This is a genomic window from Dehalobacter sp. (assembly GCA_023667845.1).
Taxonomy (GTDB): domain Bacteria; phylum Bacillota; class Desulfitobacteriia; order Desulfitobacteriales; family Syntrophobotulaceae; genus Dehalobacter.
Genome location: JAMPIU010000143.1, coordinates 95396 through 113228, shown reverse-complemented (window position 1 = coordinate 113228; position 17833 = coordinate 95396). Strand labels below are relative to the sequence as shown.

The following is a 17833-nucleotide window of genomic DNA, read 5'->3' as shown; positions in this document are numbered from 1 at the left end:
TCCAGTACCTCCTGCTCAACACTCTCTATGTAGTATTTACCAGATCAGAAGATTCAAAACATATTGCGAAAGTCACCCGCAAAAATCGTTGCATTAATTATATTAGAATGATATCATTATTATATCAATTAAATGTTTGATCCAGTTTGATTTAAACTGGTTTTTCACAAAGAAAGGATGATAGCTATGATTGAAAAAAAAGCATGGAAAGTTAACGGGTTCCTGGGCATTCTCATTTTTTTAGCCCTTTTGGCTGCTGCAACATTTAATATTGTTGCCTCAGTTCAAGAAACAGGATTCACGAATATCGTACTAGCAGTGGTTCTGCTTCTTCTGGCACTGATTGTCTCAACCGGCATCCAGGTTATCCAGCCGAATCAAGCCAAAGTACTGACATTTTTCGGCAGCTATATCGGCAGTATCCGCGAACCCGGTATCTGGCTGACGGTTCCGTTCGTTGCCGCGAAAAAGATTTCCCTGAAAGTCCGCAACTTCAACAGCGAACGTTTGAAAGTCAATGATGTCGACGGCAATCCGATTGAAATTGCTGCAGTTGTCGTGATCAAAGTGGTGGACTCGGCTAAAGCTGTATTTGATGTAGACAATTATGAACAGTTTGTAGAAATCCAAAGTGAGACAGCGCTGCGTCATGTTGCAACCAAATATCCTTATGACAATTATGAAGAAGGTGATGTTTCCTTAAGGGGCAACACCGAGGAAGTAGCCGAAGAAATTGCGAAGGAACTTCAGGAGCGCCTGACACTTGCCGGCGTGGAAGTAATTGAAGCACGCCTAACCCACCTGGCCTATGCCACCGAGATTGCGAGCGCCATGCTTCAGAGGCAGCAGGCTAACGCAATCCTGGCTGCCCGTCAGAAAATTGTGGAAGGTGCTGTCGGAATGGCCCAGATGGCTATTCAGCAGTTGGAAAACAGCGGGACAATTGAACTCGACGACGAACGCAAGATGGCAATGATCAACAACCTGCTGGTCGCAATTGTCTCTGACCGTTCAGCCCAGCCAGTACTCAATACCGGCACTCTGTATTAAAAAATAAAAAAGGCGTCAGCAGGAGCAGGATAATGGCAGACAAGAAGAACTTTCCGCTGCGTATCGATCCAAAGTTATTCAGCATGATTGAAGAATGGGCGTCCGACGAATTCCGAAGCGTCAACGCTCATATTGAATATCTCTTACGGGAAAGCGTCCGGAAAGCAGGAAGGATTCCTAAAAAAAAATCCGATTGACAAAAAGGGCCTTCTATGCAATATTGTAAGCGTAGAGAAATGAGAAATGAATGATTGATCCTAGGTGCCTCAGAATGAGGAGACGAATTCTGAATGCCACTGGATATGATCCGGGAAGGCCGGAAGGAGAATGACCCGTAAGCCAGGAGACCTGCCTCGGATTAGGAAGATGATGTATGGTAAAAACGCTTCCTTTAATGATTAAGCCGACTTAGAATGGGAAAGTCTCTTAGAATTAAGAGACTTTTGTTTTTGTTTTATCTTAAAAGAATCAAAACAAAGGAGAAATGATTATGAAGAAAAAACCATTTGTACTACTGCTGATTCTGACCATGGTCCTTACCCTGGCCCTTGGCTTGGCCACAGGCTGTTCAACAAAAAACCAACAGGCCCAACAGGAAAAGATGTTTACGGACACGCTGGGCAGAGAGATTACCATCGACAAGTATCCCCAGAAAATTATTTCTTTAGCCCCTGCTATCACCGAAATTCTCTTTGCCATTGGACTTGATCAAGAAATCATTGGTGTTTCAGAATACTGCGACTATCCTGAACAGGCGCTGACCAAAGAAAAAATGGGCGGCTTTAAAGACCCGAATGTGGAAATGATTGTCGCTGCAGATCCGGATATGGTCTTTATCTCCGCCGGCGTACAGGAAGATGTTATCACGAAGCTTGAAGAACTAGGCACGACTGTCGTTGTGCTCGATGCCGATACGATTGATCAGGTCATCAGCAATATTGAATTGGCCGGTTCTCTGACCGGCAAGGAAGCTGAGGCTACTGCGCTGAATGCAAATATGAGAACCAGAGTAGAAAATATCACTTCCAAAGTCAAAGGCCTGGCCAAACCAAGCGTATTTGTTGAAATCTGGGATGATCCTTTGATGTCAGCCGGTTCAACCAGTTTTGTCAATAATATTATTGAAGTTGCCGGTGGTGTTAATATTGCTGCCGACAACACGGAAAGGTATTATAATTACAGCATGGAAAATTTGCTTCAAGCCGATCCGGATTACTATATCATCAATACCCATGCACATACCCCTGCAGATATCCAAAATCGAGCCGGCTATAAAGTCTTAAGCGCCGTGAAAAACAACAGGGTATTTGCAATTGATGACAACCTGATCAGCAGAGCAGGCCCGAGAGTTATCGAGGGTCTGGAACAAATGGCGGTAACGATTCATCCCGAAGTTTTCGGTAAATAAACGGAGTTATCAATCATGGATGTATTAAAAAGCAGGAAAAATTGGAAGTACTTGCTGATCATCTTCACTTTATTTTTGGTCATCGTGGGCATTTTCTGCACAACGATTGGCTCCGCGAACATTTCTTTTAAAGAGAGTGCCGGGGTTATCCTGAGCAAAGTACCTTTATTGAATCACTGGTTTCACGCGGAAGACTATTCACAGGTCCACCAGACAATTATCTGGACTCTGCGTATTCCAAGAATCATTCTGGCAGCTTTGGTCGGGGGAGCCCTAGGGGTTATAGGAGGTACGCTGCAGGGTTTTTTTAAAAACCCAATGGCAGATCCTTACGTGATGGGGGTATCTTCAGGTGCAGGTTTGGGAGCCACGGTCGCCATTGTTACAGGAGCAGCCGGTTTCCTGGGTATGATTGAAATTCCTGTTTTTAGTTTTGCCGGAGCATTTCTCACAACCTGGATTGTCTACTCCCTGGCCAGAGTTGGAAAAAAAGTTGTTGTCACTACACTGCTACTGGCAGGTGTCGCACTCAGTGCGTTCCTGTCAGCAGTCATGTCTTTTCTGATGGTTTTAAATACGGAAGATATCGATAAAATCTATCTGTGGCTCATGGGCAGTTTTGCCAATAAGAGCTGGGAACATATCCAGCTTGCCGCTCCGTTCACGATTATTGGCATCATTGTCTTATTTACTTTAGCCAAGGAAATGAATGCGATGGTTTTTGGCGACAGTACCGCTCAGCATCTGGGTATCAATCTTGGGAAACTGCAGATTATTCTTCTTGTCGCTACTTCACTGACAACAGCTGGCGCTGTGGCTGCCTGCGGCTCGATTGGTTTTGTCGGATTGATAGTTCCGCACATTGTTAGGATTCTAGTCGGTCCGGATCACCGGATCCTGCTTCCGCTCTCTTTCTTAGTGGGCGGAACTTTTTTGGTGATTACCGATACGATTGCCAGGACATGCATGGGTTCACAGGAAATCCCTGTCGGTGTCATTACCGCGCTTTTTGGCGGGCCCTTTTTCATCTATCTGCTGAAGAAAAAGAAAGAGAGAGGAATATAAGTGGAGCCTTCAATCATTGCCAGTAACCTCACATTTGCCTACGGCAGTAAAAATATTCTGGAAAGCTTAAGTCTGGAAATCAGCAGGGGCAGTTTTGTGTCCATTATTGGACCCAACGGGTCCGGCAAGTCTACCCTGCTAAAAAATATTACCGCAGAAATTACTCCCCAGAAGGGGGTTGTCTTGCTCGACGATCAGGATATTTTTAAGATTAAGAAAAAAGATCTTGCCAAAACGATTGCAGTCGTCCCCCAGGATACCGGAGGGGATTTTGCTTTTTCTGTCATGGAGACGGTACTGATGGGCAGAATGCCCCATCAAAAGCGATTTGAGGGCGATTCTGAAAAGGATGTGGAGATTGCTCAATGGGCGATGGAGCTGACAAACGTCTGGCACCTGAAGGACCGCTCTGTGAACGAACTAAGCGGAGGTGAGCGGCAAAGAGTCATTGTGGCCAGAGCCTTAACTCAGGAACCCAAAGTCCTGCTGCTCGATGAACCAACCTCTCATTTAGATATCCAGCACCAATATGAATTGCTGGAGCTTCTGGATCGTTTGAATAAAACTAAAGGCCTGACCGTGATCGCTGTTTTGCACGATCTTAACCTTGCCGCCCAATTCAGCCATAGAATCATTCTTCTGGATAAAGGCAAAATTGTGGCTTATGGCAGTCCCGTTGAAGTGCTTACAGCCCAGAAGATCCGTGACAGCTACCATATCGAAGTTGCGATTTCGACGAATGAAATCACCGGACGCTTTAATATTATTCCGTTAAGTAAAAAGAAGGACCGGAGTGAGGCTGCCAGGGATGTACGTATTCATTTACTCTGCGGAGGTGGAAGCGGTGTCTATCTGATGGAACAGTTGGTTCAGGCCGGTTATCAAGTGAGCTGCGGCGTCCTGAACATTGGAGATTCGGACTGGAAAAAAGCCAAAGAACTTGGCATTGCCGTATCAGAAGAAGCTCCTTTTGCCCCCATCTCCGCCGAAGCGTTTAACATGAATGAAGACCTTCTAAACGAAGCGGACCTGATCATTGTTTTGTCTGTTCCTTTCGGGTACGGGAACATCGTCAATTTAGAACAAGTTTCAGCGGCTTTACACCTTAAAAACAAAAAAGTAATGATTGTGGAACCTGAATCAGAACAGTGGGATTACACAGGAGATTTTACCGGTGGCAAAGCTGACAGCCTTCTCACCGGCATGATACAGCATGGTGCAGAGAAGTTCGAAAGCATCCGGGAACTATTAGGTAGGATCGGAGGAAAATGATTTGCTTCTGTGGACTTACGAAACAGGTGATACCGTTGAGCGCTATAAAGACAGTATCATTATTTTTTTCAAGGATGACCGCAAGGTTCTGAGTACCGCCCATTTGAACGGTGGCTACCGTGAAAACCTGAAATTTGTTTTTAACCACGATATTAATTCGGGAATGGGCTTGACGTGTGACATCACTCCAACCGTCTATGAGGAACATATGAAGCTGATTGCCACGGAATTGGGTCTTGATCCTGAAGCCTCCGCAGGTCTTCTGACAGCTGCTGCCATGAATAATGCGGCTATTCGGACAGCAAGCTACGAAGATCTGACCGTCACCGCAGTGGTAACCGGCGGCATCGAAATGAACGGCGGCCGGATCGGTGATCCAGCTTTCTTCCATGAACGGCAGGGGGAAACGGTAAACATTCCGGCTGGAACGATTAATATTCTGCTGTATATCAATGCCGATCTTCCGGAAGAGACCCTGACCCGAGCACTTGTGACTTGTACAGAAGCCAAAACGGCTGCCCTGCAGGAGCTTATGGCAGGCAGTTGCTATTCTAGGGGCATCGCCACAGGATCAGGCACAGACGGGACGGTCATCATCTGCAACAGCAACTCTGGCTCCAGGCTCTTCTATGCCGGCAAACACAGCAAATTGGGAGAACTGATTGGAATCACCGTCAAACAAGCTGTGAAGGAGGCTCTTTTCCTGCAGACCGGCCTATGCCCGGTCTGCCAGTTCAGCCTGCTGAACCGCTTAAAAAGATTCGGTATCAATGAAGAAACCCTCTGGCAAGAATACCAGAAGGGCATCGGTGTCCTGGAATGTCAGGGATCCACGTCTCGAACAGGAGTTCTGAATCAAGCGGAATCGAGAAAACCGGAATCGCTGGATAAGCAAAAGTTCCTGAACAGGTTAATAAAGATAGAACGCGAAGGGGAACTAGTGGTCCCGGCTACGCTCTATATCCATCTGATGGATCAATTGGACTGGCAGTTATTATCGCCTGCCCAGGCTGCCTCCGAAGGGAAAATCATCATTGAACGTCTCAGGAGAAGCTATGATTTACCGGATGATTTCCTGCATGATTTTCTGAATGATTTCTTAATTTCCTACAGCTCCGTTGACGATGCCATAACGGCAATGTCCCATTGCTTTGCAGTGCTAACAGTAAGGATCATTGCTGCAGCGAAGTTCGACTAGAACAGTATCCTCAAATTGTTGTTTTTTCATTTTGTATATTACATTACCATTATGTGAGGGTAAGTCTGTGAGCCACAATACCGCTCTTCGGCTATTGCGCCATCCATGGCGCAATAGCCGAAGAGCGGTTAGGGTACATGACGTAAACCCTAAGTTTACAAAAAATACTGCCAATAGCATAAAACTATTAACAGTATCTCATAGGTTTAGATTTATTCTGTTTAAGCTGATTCTTCCTTCTTGTTGTCCACCGTGATAAGCTCAGGCTCAATCCGCTGAAGGATCGTATCCTTGGTAACGACGCATTTGGTGACATCCGAACGGGTTGGAATATCATACATGACATTCAGCATGATTTCTTCCATAATCGCCCTGAGACCCCTCGCTCCTGTATTACGGCGAATCGCTTCTTCAGCAATGGCTTTAAGCGCATCTTCTTTAAACTCCAGCCCTACACCGTCCATTTCCAGCAGTTTTTCATACTGTTTGACTAAGGCGTTTTTGGGCTGGGTCAAAATGCTGACTAGCGCATCCTGATCTAGGGCATCCAAGGTGACAATAACAGGAAGTCTTCCGACAAACTCGGGAATTAACCCGTATTTTAAGAGGTCTACCGGCAGGATCTGCCTTAAGAATTCCCCGACGTTCTTTTCATTCTTCTTTTGAATTTCCGCCCCAAAACCCATCACTTTCTTGCCGATACGGTTTTGAATCAGCTTGTCAATCCCATCAAAAGCCCCGCCGACAATGAACAGGATGTTCGTGGTATCGAGCTGGATGAATTCCTGGTGGGGATGCTTGCGTCCTCCCTGCGGAGGAACACTGGCTACTGTGCCTTCCAGGATCTTGAGCAGTGCCTGCTGAACACCTTCCCCTGATACATCCCTGGTAATGGATGGATTCTCAGATTTTCGGGCAATCTTATCAATCTCATCAATATAGATAATCCCTCGCTCTGCCCTCTCAATATCATAATCAGCAGCCTGAATCAGTTTGAGGAGAATATTCTCGACATCTTCTCCGACATAGCCGGCTTCCGTCAATGAGGTTGCATCCGCTATAGCAAATGGGACATTCAGAACTTTAGCCAGTGTAGAAGCAAGCAGCGTCTTACCGGAACCTGTTGGACCGAGCATAATAATATTGGATTTCTGAAGCTCGACATCATCGACCTTCATGCCAATGCTGATACGCTTGTAATGGTTATAAACTGCAACAGATAATGCTTTTTTTGCTTCGTCCTGACCGACAACGTATTGATCAAGAATACTTCTGATTTCTTTGGGTTTAGGAATCTCTCCAATTTCTGAGCCTACATCATCCTGGAGTTCCTCTTCAATGATTTCATTACAGAGCTCGATGCATTCATCACAAATGTATACCCCGGGACCTGCTACCAGTTTCTTGACCTGTTCCTGCGTTTTACCGCAAAAAGAACATTTCAGTTGATTCTTTTCATCGTTAAACTTTGCCATATGCTCACCCCTTTATTGAGAATTCCCTTATCATTATCGCAATAATTATCTTATTCATTTTCCTCCGCAACATTACTCTCCGAATCCGTGTTCTGTGCTGCGGCACTTTCCTGTTCAATACCATTGTTCTTGACCAGGAAATCAACGGTATGCTCTGATGTTAAACTCATTTTGAACATCTGCATCTCACCGCGAGCTTCAAAAGCTGACTTCAGTTCTTCAGCTGTCCTGCCATACTGCATAGCCATCCTATTAATCTCGGATTCAATTTCTTCATCAGTAACCGTAATTCCTTCTTTTTCCGCAATTGCTTCAAGGACAAGTTCAGTTTTTAGTCCATCAGCTGCCTGCTGACTGAAGGATTCACGAAGCGCTTCTATGCTGGTATTGACATACTGACAATACTGCTCCATGGAAATCCCCTGATAGGCCATGTTCTGCTGCAGGTCTTCCATCAACGCATCAATGCGTTCCTGTTTCATTCCTTCAGGAATTTCACAGACTGCGTTTTCAGCAACCTTCTTCATAACTTCAGTCTTATATTCATTGTCGCGTCTGTTTTCTGCAGCCAAAATCATCTTTTCTCTAATATCCTGCTTCAATTCTTCTAACGTGTCAAATTCGCTGACGTCTTTGGCAAACTCGTCATCCAGAGCAGCCAGTTCTTTTCTCTTAATACCGTTGATCTTGACTTTAAACATGGCATCTTTTCCAGAGAGCTCTTCGCTGTGATAGCCTTCCGGGAACTTAACATTGATTTCGAGTTCCTGACCATTCTTAGAACCTTTTATTTGTTCCTCAAATCCTGGGATAAAAGTGCCGGAACCGATGGTTAACTCGTGATTCTCGCCTTTTCCTCCTTCAAACGGCACATCACCCAGGAATCCTTCAAAGTCAATCGTGACGATATCCTGGTCAATGATTTCTCCGTCTTCAACCGGAATAAGTTTAGCATGTCTATTTTGACGGCGTTCCAATTCTTCGGCCACCTGCTCGTCTGTAACCTCAACAGCCTGTTTTTCGATGCCAAGACCCTTATATTCTCCCAGCTCTACATCAGGTTTTGTCTCTACCTTAACTTTATAAATGAAATCTTTATCTGCCTCAAATTGAACAACCTGTATAGCCGGTCTGGAAACAGGCGTAATGGAATGCTCTTTAAAGGCTTCAAATAAAGCCGGGTAAGAGACCTGCTCCATCACTTCATTTTTCACAGCGTCTTTATCAACATACCTTTCTATTATATGCTTAGGGGCTTTTCCTTTGCGAAAACCTGGTATGCTGAGTCCCTGTCCGGCTCTTTTCATTACCCGGTCAAAAGCTGCAGAAACCTCTTCAACCCCAACCGTAATTTCCATTTCGTAGGTGTTATTGTTCTTCTTTTCGATCTTGACAGACATGTCCGCTCCTCCTTGGAATTTAACCTTGCTTTTTATTTTTATATTTAAATAGTATCAACATTTCACACCAGGATATTCTGCCCTTTTTCAAATAAATGCAAACCTTGCTAAAGAGTAAATCCCTGGAAAAAAAGCAATAAGTTTAGAAAGAGGAAACATCCGTTTCCCCTTTCCAGTAAACCTGATATTGACCAGTTAATATTATCAGAAGTTTTCCAAAGAATCAAGGAAAACGCTTGATATTCTGTTTAAATCTAGTGCCTTGTTAATCCTTGTTTCGGAATATAATGACGGGCAGATTTTCTGCCGGGTACTACATCGCTTCTGTTTTGAACGGATTGGTTTTGGTGTTTTTCCTGAGTGTCAAAATATAGGCAGCTGCATTTTGTGAAGGATTGACCGGCAGTATCATCCGTGCCGCTAAACTCATTGTTTCCAGTCTGGCCGGATGCTTAAACAGTTCTACTGTGTAGCGGATCAGTTCATCCGGGGTACCAAAAGCCTTCCCCGCTCCCGCTTGTTCAACGAAATAAGCATTTCCTTTTTCATGCCCCGGGATTGGTCTGTACATCAGCAAGGGAAGTCCCATGGTCAGTGCTTCGGAAATTGTCAATGCTCCTCCTTTAGTGATCATAAGATCAGAAGCTGCCATCAATTCCTGAACATTGTCGACATGACCGTAGAGTCTGATGCAGAGATTCGTTTCCCGAATTTCACTGTTAAGCGCATGGTACAGCTCTTTATTGTAGCCGCAAACCACCAATAATTGTGCCGAAATATCCTGAGCCAGGTTCCGGACAATCTCCTTCAGTTCTGCGACATTGCTCACGGGTTTACCGTTAAGACCCATGATGAGTACCGTCTTCCGGTTCAGGTCAAGCTTCAGTTTTTGTTTAGCGGCGCATTGTTGGATGGCTTCTTCAAATCTTAACCGGAGAGGGATCCCGGACTGAATCACGTTCTGGGGTGCTATTCCTGCCTCCGCAAGCCTGGTACATGCATCCTTGCAGCCTACAATATACTTATCCGTTCCGGAGTGGATCCATACACCGTGAACAAGGTAGTCCGTCACCACCGTGACCAGCGGAACAGAAAGGAGACCTTTGAGTTTCAGTTCGCCCAGTATGGCAGCCGGTATAAAATGGGTACTTACAATCACATCAGGATTGAACTTCCAGATACAATCTAACAGCTTCTTCGTTTCCAATCCCCGCACAAACTTCCGGCAGTCTTCGGCAGTCAGTCCTGCCGTCTTTTCAAAGAGTATTCTCCAGAGTTTCGGCGTCTTCTTGATCATTGTTGCGTAGGCTTTCCTCATAAAATAATCCGTGTTAAAGTAAAAAAAAGAACCAAAATCTAAGTGCTTTACCTGTATTGGAGAAGGCTGATGGCCAAAAGCTTCGGCAAGTGCTTCACCCGCCTGGAAATGTCCTTCACCATAGTTTGATGAAAAAATCAAAATTCCCGACACTTCTTTTTCCCCCTCCAAGACTCTTTTCATCTGGTGTTATTACTATTCATATTATAAACCGGATCAGATAATTATATATGAAAAGATATTCTGGTCCAAGAATCTGGGATTATTCCTGTTACATCCATATTATAATAATTGCCGGTTGACATTTAAATACTTTTTCTCGATTTTTTACATTTGGTGTTATCTCTTCTGTGACTTCTTTGTTACGGCACATCCATTTTGGCGATTTGTGATCGTAATGTGTAGAAAAAAGACAGTCAACCATTTATAGGTCAACTGCCTTGGAATCCTTAATTTTGGTGCGGGAGACAGGACTTGAACCTGCACGGAGTTACCCGCTGGAACCTAAATCCAGTGCGTCTGCCAGTTCCGCCACTCCCGCATATAAAAGTTGGCTGGGGTAGATGGATTTGAACCACCGGTGTCGGAGTCAGAGTCCGATGCCTTACCGCTTGGCGATACCCCATTGGAATAGAAAATCGGTTATGCAATTCGCTGACGGTTCTAACACGCAAACAGTATTATACTTAAAAAAAATTGCCCTGTCAAACAAAAGTTAATACAAAAAAATAGTGTCCTTATTTTATTGGACACTGAAAGTTTTTGCAAAAAGAGTTAAAACCAAAGACATAAAGCGCTGCTTTTTCAATTCTAAGATTCTGCCATTGTTTTATATCCATTTTTTCACCAAACCGGTTCTCGGCAATTCCATCTTTCCCAATCCAGCCTGAAGCTTCCCCCTCACCTAAACGAATTTCCCATTTGCCTTCATTTATATCAGGTAAGATCTGAACATTGCATCGGGCATGGAAAATCTCCACAATTTTGACGAATAATCTAAATAAATATTCTTCATATTCAATGGGCTCACTTTGTGGGATCGCAAGGTCGGAACAGATATCCTCGACCAGCACCGTCAGCCCCTTAGCAGGGTTATAGCGATGATAAAATGCTGTCGTAAGGGATCCGTAATTAATCACTCCGGAATCATAATCAATCGTCAGCGGATGGTCTAGGTCTGTAAATCGAAGTGTAATCCTGTTGCCCGAAATACCCCATTTCCCGTGATAGCGCGACATCAGCTGGTCTGCTATCTGAAAAGACAGAATATAGGTGGATATTTGCTTTTCATCTCTAATGGCACATCCTATACAATCTCTGTCCTGATTATAAGCTATTGATGAAATCCTCATCATGATCAATCACTCCCCACCGTGTTTCACCATATAAAACAATGTTTCATTTTATACCTATAAAAATTAGTTTTGTTTTATTATCTGAAACATTGTTTCATTTTTAAACTAAACCTTCATCATTGTCCCCATCTTTTCAATTTTTTTGCTGAAGCTTAATGTCTGATCTTTTGGCTATCTTATGCAAACCAACACAAAAAGATTCTGAAATATTTGAAAATATAGTATTAATATTATGTACTAGTTTCCTACTTCCGTCAAGCGTTTTTTTGGGTAGTACTGTAAGATCAGCGGCCGGAATATCCTAATCTGGAGGATATATCCTGACCAACACGCTTGATTTCCTGACCGACCTTTTCAATCCCTTTCTCCATCAGCCTATTAATGGGTCCGGAAATGCTGATCGCACCAATGGTTCTACCCGAATAATCATAAATGGGTGTTCCTATATTAATGACCCCGACTTCAGTTTCTTCAGCGGCAACTGCAATGCCTGTTTTTCTTATTTCCTTCAGCTGTTCGATCAGTTTTTCCGGATCTGTAATCGTCTGCTGAGTAAAACGGGGCATACCCTTTTTTTGCAGAATAAGCCTTACTTCCTCTTCCGGCAAAGTGGAAAGAATTGCTTTACCAACCGCCGTACAATGCATGTAGCCTCTGCTGCCTACCTTGGAGTACATGCCGATTAACTGGGAACTCTCTTTATGATCGATGAACACTACTTCTCCGTTGTCGGGCAGGACAAGATGAACTACTTCATCAAAGGTTTTGGCCAGGCTTTCCAGATAGCGTTCGGCAATCTTCCGGACTTCAAGCTGATTGAAAAATGCGTTGCCGACTTCAATTATTTTTATCCCGAGACGGTACCGTTCCCTATCTTTTTCTTTTTCAACATATCCCCGATAGCATAAAGTCTGAATAATCCGATGTACCGTGCTTTTATGCAGCCCTATCCTGCTGCCGATTTCAGTCACACCAAATGATTCCCTAGAACTGGCCAGTACTTCCAATATATCCAGCGCTCTTTCCACAGTCTGAACATATCTTTCTGTCACAAACAGGCCCCCCATTCTTCTTGCTGATTTCTATTATGGATGATTTTACTAAGAATAACAATAAAAATTTAAATTGAATATTCTAAAAGATTTACATATAATTTACAGATGATAAACCAAAAAATGGTATAATTGTTTCATGATTCTTTAAAAGAGAATGCAACGGGAGGTGAATATCATATGGGAGAAATCAAATCCAAATCATTGGTGATACTCTTATGCTTCCTCGTCAGTTTCTTGACTATGCCTCAGATTTCTGCCGCTGCCTTGTCCGCTCCGACAAACTTATCCGCTTCTGCACTCGGTCCAAATGAAATTGCGTTAACCTGGACTGCAGTAAGCGGCGCAGACAAGTACAATGTCTACCGATCAACTTCCCATTCCGGAACCTACACTTTTACTAATTCGGTTACCACAAACCAATATACCGACACCGGTTTGGCCTCCAATCAAACCTATTACTATAAGATCCAGACTGTCGACAACAATGAAACAAGTTTACTTTCTTCCTATGCCGGCGCCACGACCCTTTCCTCTTTCTCAAGTCTTTCAGCGAAATCCTCCGGACCAGGGCAAATCTATCTTTCCTGGAATTCAATCAGCGGAATAACCTCTTACACGGTCTACCGCTCAGCTTCGTATTCAGGGGCCTATACGGAGATTGCCTCGACGTTCTATACCAATTATACGGATGGCAGCCTGACATCAGGCAATACTTACTATTACAAGATCAAAGCTATGGGGAATTCCGGCACAGACTATTTTTCCAATATCGTTAATGCAGCCGCCGGCAGTCCAGGATCCTCTTTCATAACCTCCAATCGTTTGTCAGGCAGTGACAGATATGAAACATCCGCCCTGATTTCCCAGTATGGCTGGAGTTCTTCCAACTACGCCATCATTGTCAATGGTGAAAATTATCCGGATGCCTTATGCAGCGCTCCGCTCGCCTCTAAATATAATGCTCCTATTCTGCTGACCTCCAGCGAATCATTAAGCACCAAGACCAGGACCGAACTTTCCCGTCTGCACGTCTCACATGTCTTTCTTATCGGTGGGACTTCAGCCATCTCCACAAGTGTGGAACGGGAGATCTATTATATGGGAATATCCATATCCCGGATTGCCGGTTCTGACCGCTATGATACCTCGGCCAGAATTGCCCAGACGCTGGGAAGCTATAACCAGGCAATCATTGCAACGGGTGAAAACTTTGCGGATGCTTTATCTGCCGCTCCTATCGCCGCGATCAAAGAAATTCCGATCCTGCTTACAGCTAAAAACAGCTTGCCCGGTAACATCCAGCAAGCTCTGCAAAATGTCACCAGCACATATGTTGTTGGCGGAACCGGTGTCATCAGCACCAGTGTTTTAAATCTTCTTCCTGCGGGGAAAAGGCTGAGTGGTGCTGACCGCTATGAAACCAACCTTAAAATTATCGATGAATTTTCAGCTCAACTTAATCTGGCCGCCTGCTGTATCGCAACCGGGCAATCATTTCCCGATGCGCTCGCAGGTTCGGCCTTGGCAGCACAGACAAATTCCCCCGTTATTTTGGTCAACAGTCTGACCAACACTTCTGTCGGGAATTATATCAATCAAAAAAGTAATCTGATCAGCAAATTGATTGTCTTCGGTGGTACAGCCGTGATACCGCAAAACGTCGTGAACACCCTTTTAGACGATATTGCTTCTGTCCCGGCTGCTCCGCCAAATCTTACAGCGAAATCGCAAAGTATCAGTCAGATCGCGTTATCCTGGCCAACAGTAAACGGTGCCACTTCCTATGCTGTATACCGCGCTTCTTCCTACTATGGGTCTTACTATCAGATTGCAAAAGTTTCCTCGACTTCGTATATCAATAGTGGACTATCCCCCAACACAACATATTACTATAAGATAAAAGCTACGAACGGTACCGGATCGAGCGCCTTTTCACCTGTTGCTAGCACCACGACTGCGCTCAGCATCCCGTCTGCCCCGGCAAATCTTACGGCAACACCGAAAAGTACCAGTCAGATCACACTTTCCTGGTCCGCTGTCAGCGGGGCAGCATCCTATTCCATTTACCGGTCTTCCTCAGCATCAGGACCGTATTCTCTGCTTACGACCATTACCGCTACTTCTTATACCAATAGTGGTCTGACAGCCAATACGACTTATTATTATAAGGTGCTGGCCACAAACAGTGTCGGTTCGAGTTCTTATTCTGCCATTGCCAGTGCCAAAACCATTGCTGCCAGCGTTCCTTCCATTCCTGATAATCTCACTGCTGTGCCAAAGAGCTCAACACAGATTTCCCTATCCTGGTCTTCGGTCAGCGAAGCAGATACTTATTCCATATACAGAGCCAATTCAGTATCAGGGACTTACACGCTTATGGCCACGACCACAACCAATGCGTATACAGACAGCAGTCTGACCGCGAGTACTGCCTATTACTACAAAGTCCTGGCTGTGAACACTGCCGGCAGCAGTGCCTATTCGGCGGTCACCAGTGCCACTACCCTTGCCTCGAGTGTGCCAACTGCTCCAGCAAATCTGACTGCTGCAGCGCTAAGCTCTTCGCAGATATCGCTGTCCTGGTCCGCCGTAAGCGGAGACCCGACTTATTCCGTATACCGGTCTCACTCTGCTTCCGGAACTTATACACGTATCACGACTTTATCTTCAACCTCCTATACCAATACGGGTCTGGATGCAGGAACCACCTATTACTATAAAGTTTTGGCCTCCAACAGCGCCGGAGATGGCCCTTATTCTTTAACAGCAAATACCATCACATTTCCGTCCGTACCATTAGATCTGACGGCAACAGCCGATAATTCCAGCCAGATTGTTGTGGATTGGACTCCGGTCACCGGTGCAAGCTCCTATATCGTTTACAGGGCATCCTCTTCCGAAGGCACCTATAATCCGATAGCGGAAAATGTGGCAGCGCCCCCTTACACGGATACAGGCTTAGATCCGGAGACAACCTATTATTATAAAATTGTTGCGTTAAACAGCAGCGGCCAGAGCGGTCTATCCGCGAAAGCATCCGCCACGACGCAGGCAGCATCACCATAAAAAATCTACACCGCCCTAAAGGGGTCAGGTTACTGACGAACCCCATGATTAAAAAAAATGATGGGACTTGCTCCGCCGCTTCGCGGCTATCACGCCGAGGCGGGTAATCAAAAAGCTTTATCTTGCGATAAAGCTTAATCTTTTTATATGGGGTGAATGATGGGACTTGAACCCACGAGTGCCGGAGCCACAATCACTCTGTGACTGCCGCGATACCACAAGCCATAATCCATGCGTGTTTGCGGGCTTTTACCTTTGAAAAACACCGTTTCTCATGCTGTATTTGATTTCTTAACCTACCTGGATTTTAACTAATTATTTTATAGAATACAAGTAATTAATTTCACAATTAGTATTTATTATAACTATACTTGGGTTAGAAACAAACTATAAGCAATTATGCTCCTTTAGCCTTATATACCTGCCGGTACCCGGTTGTTTCAATGCAGACTATTTGTTCAATCTCTTCATCCGGATTTTCCGGTGCAACAAAGTCCCGGTGATCTTCATACTTGACGCAGCTGCCGCAAGAAGAGCTGAGACTTCTGGGAACAGGCATTACGACCGCATGAAGGTTATTGGCTATACACTTTTTTTTAAAGCGCATCGCGCCATAATGCGAATAAAAGGTTGCGATGTATTCCATAAGTGGATTTCCCTTCGATGTTTGTGCTACATTATTATTTTTTTGTTATTTTCAATGTAAAGATCCCATTTTCTTCAGTATAATCACTATGATATCCTGCAACTCTCGCAAAACGTGAGACATTTTCCAAAGAGGTACGGTTGTCAAGCAGTATGGCATATTCATCCTCGTTGGAAGCCATTGCTTTCTTGATCATGATAACAGGCTCTGGACATGAACGGCCTCTTGCATCGAGCATGTCAATTCTCCTCTCAATGTAATGTAATTTTTTACATTTGAATAAATATCAAAGCGTATGTCAATTATTCACAGTTGCAGCGGCCTTCCGGGTGTTGACCACAGCGATTATCAGCATGACAACCAAACCAATAGCGACCGCGATCATGCCGTTGGTCGTAGGTCCTTTAGCTGAAGAAGCTAAAGAAAAATTGTGCGCAAAGGCTGCACCGGCAAATAGGCCAATCACTGTAATAACGGAGTCCGTATTGCCTTCCCCGGCAAGAATCATTTGCCGAAGCGGACAGCCTCCAAGAAGTGTCGAGCCAAAACCAACCGTAAGCATACCGAGAAAATTCCATAAACCATCCGTATGGGCAATGGGTTGATTGGCAAATCCCACGGATAAGTTACCGGTAGCGGTATTCATAACAAAAGCAGATGCCAGGATAGCCAGAAAACCAAGCAACAATTTCCATTCTCTAAATAATACTAGATCCCGAATGCCGCCAACCATGCAAAGTCGGGTTCTTTGCGCTAAGATACCAACAAGGATACCCGCAGCTAGAGAAATTGCGATCGCGGCATGTTTGGCTCCGGGACCGGCTCCTGCTTCCGTAAAATAAATAAAGGCAGGCGCTGCCAAGAGCAAAGAAAGAAACACAATTTGTATCACCGGGAATATGACTCCCTCAATTTTCGGAAGACTATAGGTTCTTTTTAATGTATAGCCCCTGTTAAGGAAGAATATCCCTGCTAAAATGCCACAGATGAATCCAACCAAGCCAACAAGAGCATTTAAGTCTCCGCCGGCAAGTCGTAGAATCATCCGGAAGGGGCATCCCAGGAACATCAGCGCTCCGATCATAACAAAAAATCCAAGAATAAACCGCGTTAAAGGGGAAGAACCACCTCGCGGTGAGAATTCTTTTTTACTTAAAGCCATCAGACAGGATCCCAAAACCAAACCAATAATTTCCGGTCGTATGTATTGGACGGCATTGGCCCGATGCAAACCCAGCGCACCTGCTGTGTCGCGGACAAAGCAGGCAATACAAAAGCCCATATTGGCTGGATTGCCTAGAAGTACCAGTGTGACAGAAATAATACCAATGATAATTCCAGCGATAACAATTACAATCTTTTCGTTTTTGATCACTCTTCAATGACCTCCTTCTGTAATATCATTATTTAGACATTATGTGTCTAACATATGGAGATAATATTACCATAATAGGTTTATAAAAAAAAATTGAAATTTTCAATAATAAAAGTCTTTATGAATAGATTATTCGAATATATTAACGCA

At 44.4% G+C, this 17833-nt stretch carries 15 protein-coding genes, 2 tRNA genes and 1 riboswitch; of the genes, 7 read left to right on the top strand and 10 right to left on the bottom strand.

The window, feature by feature from the left end; genetic code table 11:
* Positions 1-186: 186 nt before the first annotated feature.
* The 6 genes from NC238_11400 to NC238_11375 all read left to right on the top strand — a co-directional run bounded on the left by NC238_11400 (position 187) and on the right by NC238_11375 (position 5993).
* Entirely contained in the window at positions 187-1050 is an 864-nt protein-coding gene (locus NC238_11400) for an SPFH domain-containing protein (GenBank protein MCM1566523.1), read from the top strand.
* A gap of 32 nt (positions 1051-1082) precedes the next feature.
* Positions 1083-1247, top strand: a complete 165-nt coding sequence (locus tag NC238_11395; protein MCM1566522.1) for a toxin-antitoxin system HicB family antitoxin — start codon at positions 1083-1085, stop codon at positions 1245-1247.
* A riboswitch (cobalamin riboswitch) is annotated at positions 1237-1421 on the top strand. It overlaps the preceding gene by 11 nt.
* Positions 1422-1540: 119 nt before the next feature.
* Positions 1541-2458 carry a cobalamin-binding protein gene (locus NC238_11390; protein MCM1566521.1) on the top strand — a complete coding sequence of 306 codons (918 nt, stop codon included), beginning with the start codon at positions 1541-1543 and terminating at the stop codon, positions 2456-2458.
* 15 nt (positions 2459-2473) lie between these two features.
* Entirely contained in the window at positions 2474-3523 is a 1050-nt protein-coding gene (locus tag NC238_11385; protein ID MCM1566520.1) for an iron chelate uptake ABC transporter family permease subunit, read from the top strand.
* Entirely contained in the window at positions 3524-4795 is a 1272-nt protein-coding gene (locus tag NC238_11380; GenBank protein ID MCM1566519.1) for a heme ABC transporter ATP-binding protein, read from the top strand.
* A 1-nt stretch (position 4796) separates the two neighbouring features.
* Positions 4797-5993: an adenosylcobinamide amidohydrolase gene (locus tag NC238_11375; GenBank protein MCM1566518.1), complete on the top strand. Its 1197-nt coding sequence runs from the start codon at positions 4797-4799 to the stop codon at positions 5991-5993.
* 221 nt (positions 5994-6214) lie between these two features.
* Here the strand turns inward: NC238_11375 and clpX are convergent, their stop codons facing one another.
* From clpX to NC238_11340, 7 genes are all read right to left on the bottom strand, one after another.
* Positions 6215-7468: an ATP-dependent Clp protease ATP-binding subunit ClpX gene (gene clpX, locus NC238_11370; protein ID MCM1566517.1), complete on the bottom strand. Its 1254-nt coding sequence runs from the start codon at positions 7466-7468 to the stop codon at positions 6215-6217.
* A 50-nt stretch (positions 7469-7518) separates the two neighbouring features.
* A complete protein-coding gene (tig, locus tag NC238_11365) occupies positions 7519-8868 on the bottom strand; it encodes a trigger factor (GenBank protein ID MCM1566516.1) in 1350 nt (449 codons plus the stop codon).
* Between the two features lie 313 nt (positions 8869-9181).
* On the bottom strand, positions 9182-10339 hold the full coding sequence (locus tag NC238_11360) for a glycosyltransferase (protein ID MCM1566515.1): 1158 nt from the start codon (positions 10337-10339) through the stop codon (positions 9182-9184).
* A 303-nt stretch (positions 10340-10642) separates the two neighbouring features.
* Positions 10643-10727, bottom strand: a tRNA-Leu gene (locus tag NC238_11355).
* A gap of 10 nt (positions 10728-10737) precedes the next feature.
* Positions 10738-10811: transfer RNA gene (locus tag NC238_11350), tRNA-Gln, on the bottom strand.
* A gap of 112 nt (positions 10812-10923) precedes the next feature.
* Positions 10924-11541, bottom strand: a complete 618-nt coding sequence (locus tag NC238_11345) for a hypothetical protein (protein ID MCM1566514.1) — start codon at positions 11539-11541, stop codon at positions 10924-10926.
* 284 nt (positions 11542-11825) lie between these two features.
* Positions 11826-12593, bottom strand: a complete 768-nt coding sequence (locus NC238_11340; GenBank protein ID MCM1566513.1) for an IclR family transcriptional regulator — start codon at positions 12591-12593, stop codon at positions 11826-11828.
* Between the two features lie 180 nt (positions 12594-12773).
* Between NC238_11340 and NC238_11335 the strand changes: the two genes are divergently transcribed.
* Positions 12774-15662, top strand: a complete 2889-nt coding sequence (locus NC238_11335) for a cell wall-binding repeat-containing protein (protein ID MCM1566512.1) — start codon at positions 12774-12776, stop codon at positions 15660-15662.
* Positions 15663-16059: 397 nt separating this feature from the next.
* Here the strand turns inward: NC238_11335 and NC238_11330 are convergent, their stop codons facing one another.
* The 3 genes from NC238_11330 to yedE are packed head-to-tail and all read right to left on the bottom strand — an operon-like array spanning position 16060 to position 17683.
* Positions 16060-16308: a DUF3343 domain-containing protein gene (locus tag NC238_11330; GenBank protein MCM1566511.1), complete on the bottom strand. Its 249-nt coding sequence runs from the start codon at positions 16306-16308 to the stop codon at positions 16060-16062.
* 34 nt (positions 16309-16342) lie between these two features.
* On the bottom strand, positions 16343-16546 hold the full coding sequence (locus tag NC238_11325; protein MCM1566510.1) for a sulfurtransferase TusA family protein: 204 nt from the start codon (positions 16544-16546) through the stop codon (positions 16343-16345).
* A gap of 60 nt (positions 16547-16606) precedes the next feature.
* Entirely contained in the window at positions 16607-17683 is a 1077-nt protein-coding gene (gene yedE, locus NC238_11320) for a YedE family putative selenium transporter (protein MCM1566509.1), read from the bottom strand.
* Positions 17684-17833: the final 150 nt, after the last annotated feature.